At 74.0% G+C, this 11,607-nt stretch carries 8 protein-coding genes; 5 read left to right on the top strand and 3 right to left on the bottom strand.

From position 1 onward, the window contains the following. Positions 1–182: 182 nt before the first annotated feature. The gene (locus E1262_RS16495; protein ID WP_132104242.1) at positions 183–2,297 is read left to right on the top strand and encodes a RecQ family ATP-dependent DNA helicase; all 2,115 of its coding nucleotides are present in this window, start codon (positions 183–185) and stop codon (positions 2,295–2,297) included. Between the two features lie 48 nt (positions 2,298–2,345). On the opposite strand, the gene E1262_RS16490 is transcribed toward E1262_RS16495, so the two are convergent. The 3 genes from E1262_RS16490 to E1262_RS16480 form a co-directional block, all read right to left on the bottom strand. After that, positions 2,346–3,035: an ACT domain-containing protein gene (locus tag E1262_RS16490; RefSeq protein WP_132104241.1), complete on the bottom strand. Its 690-nt coding sequence runs from the start codon at positions 3,033–3,035 to the stop codon at positions 2,346–2,348. Positions 3,036–3,159: 124 nt separating this feature from the next. Then, complete coding sequence (locus E1262_RS16485; RefSeq protein ID WP_132104240.1) at positions 3,160–3,807, bottom strand: response regulator transcription factor; 648 nt, start codon at positions 3,805–3,807, stop codon at positions 3,160–3,162. A 60-nt stretch (positions 3,808–3,867) separates the two neighbouring features. Continuing rightward, entirely contained in the window at positions 3,868–4,464 is a 597-nt protein-coding gene (locus E1262_RS16480; RefSeq protein WP_132104239.1) for a PadR family transcriptional regulator, read from the bottom strand. Between the two features lie 180 nt (positions 4,465–4,644). Between E1262_RS16480 and E1262_RS16475 the strand changes: the two genes are divergently transcribed. The 4 genes from E1262_RS16475 to E1262_RS16460 all read left to right on the top strand — a co-directional run bounded on the left by E1262_RS16475 (position 4,645) and on the right by E1262_RS16460 (position 11,606). Further along, complete coding sequence (locus tag E1262_RS16475) at positions 4,645–5,433, top strand: ABC transporter ATP-binding protein (RefSeq protein ID WP_132104238.1); 789 nt, start codon at positions 4,645–4,647, stop codon at positions 5,431–5,433. Between the two features lie 2 nt (positions 5,434–5,435). Continuing rightward, the gene (locus E1262_RS16470; RefSeq protein WP_132104237.1) at positions 5,436–8,237 is read left to right on the top strand and encodes an FtsX-like permease family protein; all 2,802 of its coding nucleotides are present in this window, start codon (positions 5,436–5,438) and stop codon (positions 8,235–8,237) included. 254 nt (positions 8,238–8,491) lie between these two features. Further along, positions 8,492–10,378, top strand: a complete 1,887-nt coding sequence (locus tag E1262_RS16465; protein WP_132104236.1) for a LamG-like jellyroll fold domain-containing protein — start codon at positions 8,492–8,494, stop codon at positions 10,376–10,378. Between the two features lie 109 nt (positions 10,379–10,487). Continuing rightward, entirely contained in the window at positions 10,488–11,606 is a 1,119-nt protein-coding gene (locus E1262_RS16460; protein WP_132104235.1) for a lysylphosphatidylglycerol synthase domain-containing protein, read from the top strand. Position 11,607: the final 1 nt, after the last annotated feature.

Genomic DNA, 11,607 nt, shown 5'->3' with positions numbered 1-11,607 from the left:
GGAGTTGTCCACAATCGGCCCGAGCGCGGTGGCGGCCTGTCGGATCCGGCGGCTAGCGTCGCCTGTGGAGGGCCATGCAAACCGGCGGCGAGCAGGGGCCGGAGGCTCCCCGAGTCGTCGGTCCACGGAGAGCGGCGGCTGAGCGTTCGTGTGGTCATGCGTGGCCCGACACGTGAGGTGTGATGGTGGATCTGAAGGACGAGGCAGAGGCGCTGCTGCGGCGGCTGGTCGGCAACGATGCGGCGCAGTTCCGCGACGGCCAGTGGGACGCCGTGCGCGACCTGGTGGAACACCGGCGTCGCGTGCTGGTCGTGCAGCGCACCGGCTGGGGCAAGTCGGCGGTCTACTTCGTCGCGACGGGGCTGCAGCGAGCGCGTGGCGCGGGGCCGACCGTCATCGTGTCACCACTCCTGGCGCTCATGCGCGACCAGATCGCGGCGGCGGGCCGGGCCGGGGTGCGAGCGGTCACCATCAACTCCGCCAACGCCGACGAGTGGGGCGAGGTCGCCAAACAGCTGGCCGACGACGCCGTCGACGTCCTGCTGGTCAGTCCGGAGCGGCTGAACAACCCGCGGTTCCGCGACGAGCAGCTGCCCACGCTGGCGGCCGGCGCCGGGCTCATCGTGGTCGACGAGGCGCACTGCATCTCCGACTGGGGCCACGACTTCCGGCCCGACTACCGGCGCATCCGCGACCTGCTCGGCACCCTTCCGGCCGGCACCCCGGTGCTGGCGACGACGGCGACGGCGAACGCCCGCGTCGTGGCCGACGTCGCCGAGCAACTGGGCGCCGGAGGAGCCGAGGTCACCACCATCCGCGGCTCGCTGGCCCGCGAGAGCCTGCGGCTGGGCGTGCTGTCTCTCGACGACGCCGAGCACCGGCTGGCCTGGCTGTCCGCGCACCTCGGCGAGCTGCCCGGTAGCGGCATCGTCTACACGCTGACGGTGTCGGCGGCCGAGGACACCGCGGAGCTGCTGCGCGAGGCCGGTCACCACGTCCTCGCCTACACGGGCCGCACGGACCCCGCCGACCGCGTCGAGGCCGAGCGGGCGCTGCTGCACAACGAGGTCAAGGCGCTGGTGGCGACCAGTGCGCTGGGCATGGGATTCGACAAGCCCGACCTCGGCTTCGTCGTCCATCTCGGCGCGCCGTCCTCGCCCGTGGCCTACTACCAGCAGGTCGGCCGGGCGGGCCGGGCGACGGAGCGGGCCGACGTGCTGCTGCTCCCGGCCGCCGAGGACCAGGCCATCTGGCAGTACTTCGCCACGGTCTCGATGCCGCGGCAGGAGCAGGCGGCGGCGGTGATCCGGACGCTGTCGGCCACCGGCGACGCGATGTCGACGGCGGCGCTCGAGACCGTGGTCGACGTCCGGCGCACACGGCTCGAGCTGCTGCTCAAGGTGCTCGACGTCGACGGCGCGGTTCAGCGGGTCCGCGGCGGCTGGCAGGCCACCGGGCAGGAGTGGGTCTACGACGCCGAACGGTACGAGCGGGTCGCCGCCGCCCGCGACGCCGAGGCCCGGTCGATGCTGGCGTACCAGCGCGGCGAGCAGTGCCGCATGGCGTTCCTGCAGGCCGCTCTCGACGACCCGAGCGCGGCGCCGTGCGGCCGCTGCGACGTCTGCGCCGGTCCCTGGTACACCGACGAGGTCCCCGCCGACGCCCGGGCGGCGGCGCGCACCACGCTGTCCCGGGCCGGCGTCCTGCTGGAGCCCCGGGTCCAGTGGCCGTCCGGCATGGGCCGGCTGGGCGTCGACGTCAAGGGCAAGATCGGCCCCGACGAACGCCTCGAACCCGGTCGCGTGGTCGCTCGGCTCACCGATCTCGGCTGGGGCCAGCGGCTGCGGTCGCTGCTCGACGCCGACGACGCCCCGGCTCCGGAGTCGCTGCTGGCCGCGTGCATCGACGTGCTGCGCGAGTGGCGCTGGGACCGCCGCCCCGACGCCGTCATGACCGTGCCGTCGCGGCGGCGCCCGCAACTCGTCGGCTCGATCGGCCGCTATCTGGCGTCGGTGGGCCGGCTGGCCGACCTCGGCGAACTGGAGGCCACCGGCGCCGGCGCCGCCGAAGGCACGGAGCCCGGCGGCAACAGCGCCTTCCGGCTGGCCTCGGTCTGGAACGCGTGGCGGGTCGGCCCGGCGGCTCGTGAGGCCCTGGCGGCGCTCGGGCGCGACCCGGTCGTCCTGCTGGTCGACGACCTCACGGACTCGCGCTGGACCCTCACCGTCGCCGGAAGGGAGGTGCGTCGCGCCGGAGCAGGTCAGGTATTGCCGTTCGCCCTCGCCAGCGTGGGGTGAGTGCGTGGGAGGACCCTGGCGACGAGGGGGCCTCAGCGGCGGCGGGCGTCAGGCGGTCGCGGGGTCGCTCGCCTCGCCCGCGTCGTCTGCCTCGGGGGCTCGGGCGGTGCGGCGGATCACCTGGGCCAGCGCCACCAGGTGCACCAGCCGGGCCAGCTCCGAGTCGAGGATGCGCGGCCCGCCGTCGCGGCCGAAGACGATGGCCTGGCCGGTGTCGTCGATCGGCACACCGACCGCGACGACGTCCTGCCACGGCTCCGGCTCATCATCGCCGACCACGATGCGGGTCGGCTCGGTGAGCGGCAGCCAGGGCGCCTCGTAGCCGTCGTCCTCGGGGGCGCCGCCGCTGGCACGCTGTACCTTCAGCGTCGACCCCGACGAGGGCAGCAGCAGGGCCCAGCCGGAGCGGAAGATGCCGGGCACGAGGTCGACCAGGATCTCCTCGGCCCGCTCGGGCTGGTCGGTCATCGCCTCGACGGCCTCGAGGTCGCGATGCAGGCTGGCGCCCGGGCTGTAATGGCCGATGAACTCCACAGTGACGTCGGTCACCGTCCGGCACGCCGTCACCAGCGAGTCGGGCATCCGCCCACCCGGCAGGTCGACCAGGAAGTCGTCGACCACGAAGCCGTCGCCGCGGTGCTCGACGACGTCGACGCCGACGATGTCACCGCCGGCGGCGCCGACCGCCGTCGCGACCGCTCCGAGCGAACCGGGACGGTCCGGTACGACCACGCGCATGAGAAACGACACCCGCACAGAGTGACACAGATCCTGTCACCACCGTGTTGCGGCCGCGACGGACCGCTGGTCCCCTTTCCCTTGCGGGACTCGGCGCCACCTGGGACCTCGCGGTCGGCCTTGGCTAGTGCTCCGCCCGTAACCAGGCCAGCACCGCCAGCACCCGCCGGTGGTCGTCGTCGGAGGGCGGGAGGTCGAGCTTGGTGAGGATCGACGAGATGTGCTTCTCGACCGCGCCCTGGGTGACGACCAGCAGCCGGGCGATCGCCACGTTCGTCCGGCCCTCCGCCATCAGCGCCAGCACCTCGCGCTCCCGCGCCGTCAGCGTCTGCAGCGGGTCGCGGCGGCGCCGGGCGAACAGCTGCGCCACCACCTCGGGGTCGAGCACCGTCCCGCCGGACGCCACCCGCTCCAGCGCGTCGGACAGGTCGGCCAGTGCCGACACCCGGTCCTTCAGCAGGTAGCCCACGCCGCCGGCACCGTCGGCCAGCAGGTCGCCGGCGTACGACTCCTCGACGTACTGCGACAGCACCAGCACGCCGGTCCCGGGCACCGCCGACCGGGCCGCCAGCGCCGCCCGCAACCCCTCGTCGGTGAAGGTCGGTGGCATGCGGACGTCGACGATCGCGACGTCGGGGCGGTGCTCCTGCACCGACCTCACCAGCGTGTCGCCGTCGCCCACGGCGTCGACGACGTCGGCGCCGGCCTCGCCCAGCAGGCGGACTAGTCCTTCACGCAGCAGCAGGGAGTCCTCGGCAAGTACGACGCGCACCCGCACAGCATGCCAGGTCACCCTGCGGGCGCCACCCCGGCGTGCCGGACGGCGGGTGGGTCAGGAGGCGTGCCGCGTCTTGCGGTCGTCCTCGTCGGCGTCCTTGGCCCGGGCGCCGGGGGCCTGCGCGGCCGGCGTCAGCGGCTCGTCGGCGCGCGACTCGACCGCCTCGATCAGCTTGAGGTCGGCCTGGGTGTGCAGGATCGCCGCCTCGATGGTGAGCGCCGCGAGCGCGTCGTGCTGGTGGGTGCGCCGGCTGGTGCGCAGCGTCTGCAGCTCGGCCAGGCGGGCTTCGTGCTGGATGCGGCAGACCTCGCGGATGGCGTCGGGGCCGCGCCGCCCCGCGGCGAGCACCTTGAGGATGAAGTCGTCGCGGTAGCCCGACGTGCGCGTGGTCGGCGTGGCCAGCCACTCGTCGAGGTCGCTGCGGCCGGCCGAGGTGATGAGGTAGACCGTGCGGTCGGGCCGGGAGTCCTGCGGCACGGTGTGCGAGCTGACCATGCCGTCGCGGTGCAGCCGGTCGAGGATCTGGTACACGTGGCCGATGTTCAGCCCACCCCACTGGGGCCCGACGGCTTTCTCGAAGTTCGCCTTGAGCTCATACCCGTAGCTGGGTCCGTCGGCCAGCAGGGCGAGAACGGCATGCTGAAGCGGCACTCTCACACTGTAAGGGTGAACCGGCCGTTCCAACGACATTCACGGCCCGTGATCCGTGGTCGTGGCGACTGTCATGTCGCCGTGCGAGGTTCGCGAGGCGCTTCGAGGCGGGGGTTGCGCGGGGATGAGAGAATCAGCCCTGGCCGTATGTCGTGCTGAACCGAAGGTCATGATGATCACATGAGACGGCAGGGTCCCAGCGACGCTGCGGACGTCCGGCCGGGGGGTCACGACCGTTTCCCGGGGGCGCCCATCTCGCTGCACAACGTCACCCGTCACTACCGGCAGGGCGGCGCCCAGGTGCCCGCCCTCGTCGACGTAACGCTGGACGTCCGCGCCGGCGAGACGGTCGCCGTCGTCGGCCCGTCGGGCTCGGGCAAGTCGACGCTGCTGCACGTCATCGGCGGCATGGACCGGCCCGACTACGGCACCGTCACGGTCGGCGGCACCCGGGTCGAGCAGCTGTCGCGACGCGCGGCGGCGGCGTTCCGGCGCGGCGTCGGCTTCGTCTTCCAGCACTACCACCTGCTGCCGCAGCTGAGCGCGCTCGACAACGTCGTGGTGCCGCTGCTGCCGATCCGGGTCGGCTTCGACCGGTACGAGCGGGCCCGCGAGCTGCTCGACGCCGTCGGGCTCGGCGCCCGGCACGCGGCCCGTGTCGGCGACCTCTCCGGCGGCGAGCAGCAGCGGGTGGCGATCGCCCGCGCGCTGGTCGCCCGGCCGAAGCTGCTGCTGGCCGACGAACCGACCGGAGCGCTGGACTCCCGCACCGGCGACGAGGTCCTCGACTTGCTGGCGCAGGTGCAGTCCGACTACGGCATGACGCTGATCCTGGCGACGCACGAGGCGGCGGTCGCGGCCCAGTGCTCCCGCGTGGTCAGCCTCCGCGACGGTACGGTCGTCGCCGATCACGCGCTCTGGGACCCGCAGCCGGACGAGACGCTGCGGCGGGCGACCGGCCTCGGCTGAACGTGAGTCGCCTGCGCCGCGCCCTCGGCCGCCGTCGTCGCCGCACCGAGAGCGGCCGAGCCGGCGTCGGCCCGCTGGTCCGCGCCCAGCTGCGCGCCCACTGGGGCCGGGCGCTGGCGCTCGGCCTTGGCGTGGTCGCGGCGACCTCGGTGTTCACCGTGCTCACTGGCGCCTCCGAGGTCGAGCGGCTGGAGCTGCGCGGTGAGGTGGCCGCCGCGCCGAGCCCGTACCACATCCTCGTCCGCCCGCCCGGGACCCGCAGTGACCTCGAGGCCGAGCACGGGCTGGTGCGGCCATATCAGCTGTCCGGGCAGTTCGGCGGCATCTCGCTGGACGACTACGACGCCATCCGCGCCGTCGGCGGGGTCGAGGTGGCCGCGCCGGTCGCGATGGTCGGCTACGTCATCCACGGGACGCAGGTCGCCATCGACGTCGGCCCGCGTACCGATGCCGGCCGCGAGCTGCTGGTCGCCGACGTCGTGTACACCAGCGACCGCGGGCTGACCGCGATCGAGCAGCCGTCCGCGTCGTTCTCCTACGTCACCCCGAACGCCCTCGCCGTGCTCGGCCAGCTCAACGACAGCGGCGAGCCGCACGGGGTGGCCGAGACCATGCCGGACGGCTCCATCGTGCTGGTGTGCCCGGCCAGGCCCTATGGCGGCGACATCGCCGACTCGCCGGCCACCGCGACCCGCGAGCGCAGCAGCAAGTGCTGGACGACCCGGCCCGGCGGCGACCCGGGTACGCGCACCCTGCAGGCGCCGGCGCGCCGCACCGTCATGCTGGAGTGGTCGTTCCCGGTGCTGGTGGCCGCGGTCGACCCGGCGCAGGAGGCCGCACTGGCCGACGGCGGCACCGTTCCGCCCACGCTGCGGGCACTGGCCGCCTCCGCTGCCGCCACCACCGACCGCCCGGTCCCAGTCGTCGTCGCGGCCGAACCCCACATCGACGCACAGGCCGAGGTGACGGTGCGGCGGTTGCCCGACGAGGCGGCCGACCGGCTCGCGGCCGGCGTGCCGCTGGACGAGGTCGGCGAGCTGCTCGCGACGCCCGGGCTCGTCGCGGCGACGGACACGATCACCGCGGACCAGGCCTATCAGCAGCTCATCCGGGAGGCGTCCGAGCACCCGGAGAGCATCCTGGTCGACAGCTTCTGGACCACGGAAGCGACCGCGTACGACGTCGGCGCCGGCGGCGTGCTGAAGCCCCACCCGGTGGACAACCCGCAGGACGTCTGGCGGTCGTCGGTGCGGATCGAGGGCTACGTACCGGTACCGCCCGTCGTCGCCGACACCGGATTCCGGGCGGTGCGCCCGCATCCCGGCGCGCCGGTGGCGCAGACGGGCACCGTGCCGCCGCTGCTGAGCATCGTCGGCGTCTTCGACTCGCATGAGGTCGAGGCGACCGAGTTCGAGGGCGCCCACGGCCTGCCGGCGGCCGACGCGCGCAGCCGGGCGCTGCTCGGCGGCCGGACGCTGCTGCCGTCCGGCAGCCCGGGCGCCTACCACCTCGGCCCGCCGACGGCGTTCATCCGGCTGTCCGACCTCGACGCGTTCAGCGGGTCCGGCATCGAGCTGGCCGACCCCGAGGCGCCGATCAGCGCGATCCGGGTCCGGGTCGAGGGGGTCGACGGCGTCAGCCCGGTCGAGCGCGAACGGGTCCGGCTGGTGGCCGACCAGATCCGCGCCGCCACCGGCCTCGACGTCGACATCGTCCTCGGCAGTGCCGCCACCGAGCAGACCGTCGAGCTACCTGCCGGCACGTACGGCCGGCCGGAACTGGCGCTGGCCGAGACCTGGATGCGCCAGGGCGTCGTCGCCGCCGTCATGCAGGCCGTCGACCACAAGAGCGTGGCGCTGTTCGTCCTGGTCCTGGCCGTGAGCACGCTGTTCGTCGCGAACGTCTCGGCGGCGTCGGCGCGGTCCCGGCGCGGCGAGCTGGCGGTGTTGAGCCGGGTCGGCTGGAGCCGCAGGCACCTGCTGCGGCTGCTACTGGCCGAGATCCTGCTGGTCGGCGGCACCGCGGGGATCGCCGGCGCGCTGGTCGCGGTGGCCATCGGGTGGATCACCGGCCTGGAGGTGACGTTGACGCGGGCCGTCGTCGCCGTGCCGGTGGCCGTGTTCGTCGCGCTGGTCGCCGCGGCGTGGCCGGCCTGGCGGGCGTCGAAGCCGTCCGCCTCGGGCATGCCGCAGCCGCGGGCGGTGCCCGGCCAGCGGAGGCCGCCGGCGCGCCTGGTCCGGTCGCCGGTCGTGCGCGGCGTGCGGTCGCTGGCGGTGGCCAACGTGGTCCGCTCGCCCGGGCGGACCGGGCTCGGCGTGCTCGCGGTGGCGCTCGGGTGCGCCGCGCTCACCGCGCTGCTCGGCATCACGCTGGCGTTCAACGGCGCCGTCGTCGGGTCCGTGCTGGGCGACGCCGTCTCCGTCCGGGCCCGCGAGATCGACTACGTCGCCGTGCTGGTGACGATCCTGCTGTCCAGCGTCGCGGTCGCCGACGTCGTCTTCCTCAACATGCGCGACCGGCGCGCGGAATTCGCGGTGCTGCAGGCGGTCGGCTGGGGCGACGGCCGGGTGCGCCGGGTCGTGCTGGCCGAGGCGGCGCTGATCGGCTGCACCGGCGCGGTCTGCGGCACGCTCGCCGGGCTGGCCGTCGCGGCCGGGCTGGCCGGCGAGCTGCGTGCGGAGCTGCTGGTGGCCGCGGCGACGACGGTGGCCGGCGGCACGCTGATCCCGGTGCTGGCCAGCCTGATCCCGGCCGCCGCGCTGCGCCGCATGACCGTCGCGTCGACGCTGACCCGGGACGCCTGAGCGCACCCGCCCCACGGGCCCGCCGCCGGCGCAACCCAAAGTCGATCTTGGAGTAACCGGTGAGTTGCTGGGCGATTTGCCCGTTTGATACCGCGGTTACTCCAAGATCAACTTGAGCCCGGAGGGTCGGCGGTGGGTTTCCGCACGCGCGCGACGGCCATGGTTCGTCCGGGCGATCGCGCGCGGACACGTCCGCGCCATCTCCGATTGGTCCGATATGCGGGATCACGTGTCCCCATCGGAGGTTCCCGCAGATGTCCGACACCCGTCCCGGCGGCGTCGCCCGCCGCCGTCTCCTCCAGGGCGCGATCGCGGCGCCCGCCGCGCTCGCCGTCCCCGGCCTCGTCGGCTCCGCCGGCGCCGGCAGCGCGGCCGCCGCGCCGGTCGTTCCGCCCACCCCGGCCGGGTTCGACCCGGACAGCCCGCGGTTCGCGCTCGCCGTCCTGCCGGACACGCAGTACCTCTTCGACGAGGACCGCTCCGACCCCGAGCCGCTGGCCACGACGTTCCGCTACCTCACCGAGCAGCGCGGCCTCGCCAACGTCGCGTTCATGACGCACCTCGGCGACATCACCGAGCACGGCACGCAGGACGAGATCGACCTCGCCGACCAGACGTTCGAGGCGCTCGACGGCGTCGTGCCGTTCAGCGTGCTGGCCGGCAACCACGACATCCGCTCCAACACCAACGACCAGCGCGGCGACTCGCCCTACCTGCGCGCGTTCGGCCCGTCGCGGTTCGCCGGCAGCGAGACGTTCGGCGGTTCGTCGCCGGACGGCTACAACAGCTTCCACGTCATCCGCGCCGCCGGCAGGGAGTGGCTGGTACTCGCGCTGGACTGGCGGGTCTCAGACGCCGGGCTGGCCTGGGCCCGCGGCGTCGTCGATGCGCACTCCGAGCTGCCCGCGATCGTCACCACGCACGACCTCGCCTACGCCGACCAGGACGGCGCGGCGTCGCTGTCCAGCAACGGCCGGCGGCTGTGGGACGGGCTGATCCGCGCCAAGGACCAGATCTTCCTCGCGCTCGGCGGGCACTACTGGCCGCCCGGCCGCACCGCCCTCACCAACGACGCCGGCCACGACGTCCACGTGCACATCACCAACTATCAGGACCGCTACTACGGCGGCGCCGGCATGATCCGGCTCTACCAATTCGACCTGGTGCGCAACACCATCGACGTCGAGACGTTCGCACCGTGGTTCCTCATGCGCGAGTCGGGGGAGCGGCCGCCGCTGGGCTCGGAGGTCATCGAGCTCACCGGCGACGTCGACCGGTTCAGCCTGCCGGTCGACTTCGCGGCCCGGTTCGCCGGCTTCGCGCCCGAGGCCAAGCCGCCGTCCCGCCCGCCGACCCGCGTGGTCGGGCGCGACACCGTCGCCTACTGGCGGTTCGACACCCTCGGTCTGCGCGGCCGGGTGGACGAGGGGATGGCGGTCGCCGACGGCGCCGTCGCCCAGGACCTCACCCGCAAGGGCAATGACCTCGTCGTGCGCCGGCTGCACTCGTCGGCGCCGGACCTGCTCACCCGGTCGCTGGACCATCACGACGGCGCGCCCGCCCACGCCAGCCTCCGCTTCGACGGCGGCCAGTCGCCGAACCGCGGCGCGATCCTCGAGGCCGTGGCGAACGCGCCGATCAACTCGGAGAAGTTCCTCGGCGGCTACACCATCGAGGTCTTCCTCAAGCTGCCCGAGCCGTTCGAGGGCAACCACGCGTGGATGGGCATCTTCAGCTGGCAGGGCCGGGCCGGCGATGCGGGCAAGACCGCCGGTTACTCGCCGCTCGAGCCGACCTGCAGCCTCAACCTCTCGCCCGAGCGGTTCCTGCAGTACGTCCTCTACCCACACGTCGAGGACGCTTCCCCGACGTCGTGGAGCCACGCCCTCCCGGTCGGCCGCTGGTTCCACGTCGCGGTCGTCAACGACGGGTGGCAGACGGTCGTGTGGGTCGAGGGCTCGCCGATCACCCGCAACCCGAAGCAGCCTGCGCACGGCATCGCGACGCTGGGGCGGCCGTTCACCATCGGCGCCACCGGCTGGGACCTCGGCTTCGGCCAGGGCTTCTACGGCTTCCTCGGCGACGTCCGCATCAGCAAGCGCGCGCTGGTGCCATCGGAGTTCATGACGCCGTTCGAGTAAGGGCGCTGAAGAATTTTCCGTGTCAAGAGCGCAGGTGAGAAGGCAGATCGACGCCAGTTGTACGCCTCGGCTACAGACTGCGGACGTTTCTGTCCGTCACCATAGGGGTGTGGCGATCGAGGAACGGACCACCACACAGGCCCGGCGGCGTGCGATGTTCTGCAGCACTCGCCGGGTCGTCGGTCTGCTGGCCGTGCTCGCGATCCTGGTGGTCGTGGGCCTGGTCATCGTGCCCTCCGTGCTCCCCAACCTGATCTCGGCCATGCGCAGCAACCCGTACGTCCCGCTGATGGTGGCGCTGTTCTGGATCCTCGCGACGACTGCCTCCATCGCGGGCAAACGGGCCATCGCCGCCGGCCACCTCACGTGGTCGGGCGCCGCGACGGCGCACATCGGCGGCACCGTGGCCAACCGGGTCGTCCCGGCGGGCGTCGGCGCGGCCGGCGTGTTCGTCGCGGCCCTGTGCCGCGGCGGCGCCACGCACACGGCGGCGGCGGGCGTGGTCGCGCTGTGGGCGGTGGCGGGCGGGCTGGCGCACGGCTCCGGCCTGCTGCTCGGCTTCGCCTGGCTGCGCGAGGGGTGGAGCGGGCTGCTCACCGTCGCCGTGGTGGCGACGGTGCTGGTCGTCGCGGTGCGGCTGCTCGTCCGCCGCCTGGCGGCCCGGCGCGCCGCCCGGCCGGTGCCGGACCCGGCTCCGGCGACGGCGACGACGTCGCCCATCCAGCAGACCAAGCTGCAGCGCCTGCGGGCGACGGCGCGCGACGTCGTGGCCGCCGTGCGGGCCCGGCCGGTGCTGGCGCTGGCCGCGCTGGCCGCCCAGCTGGCCGCCGCGACCTGCCTGGCGACCGGCTTCGCGCTGGCCGCCGTCGGTTTCGGCGTGGAGATCAGCATCGGCGTCGGCATGGCCGCGTACCTCGCCGGCACCGCGCTGTCCGCCGCCACCCCGACCCCGGCCGGCATCGGCTCGGCCGAGACCGCGCTGATCGGCGCCCTGATGCTGGCCGGCGCCGGCCTCGGCGAGGCGCTGCCGGTGGTGTTCCTGTTCCGCGCCGTGATCCTTGTCGCGCCGGTCCTCGCAGCGGCCGTCATGGCGGCGGCGTGGGTGGTCATCCGGCTGCTGGCCGCGGCGCGGGCGCGGCGGCGCACCGGGCGGACGCCGCACGCCCTACTGCCCGCCGTCGTCCTGGCCATCGAGCCCGACCCGGCCCCCGACGCCGCCACGTCCTGAG

This window comes from Jiangella aurantiaca, from assembly GCF_004349105.1.
Lineage (GTDB): Bacteria > Actinomycetota > Actinomycetes > Jiangellales > Jiangellaceae > Jiangella > Jiangella aurantiaca.
The sequence above is the reverse complement of the archived record's forward strand: the minus strand, read 5'-3'. Positions and strand labels throughout refer to the sequence as shown.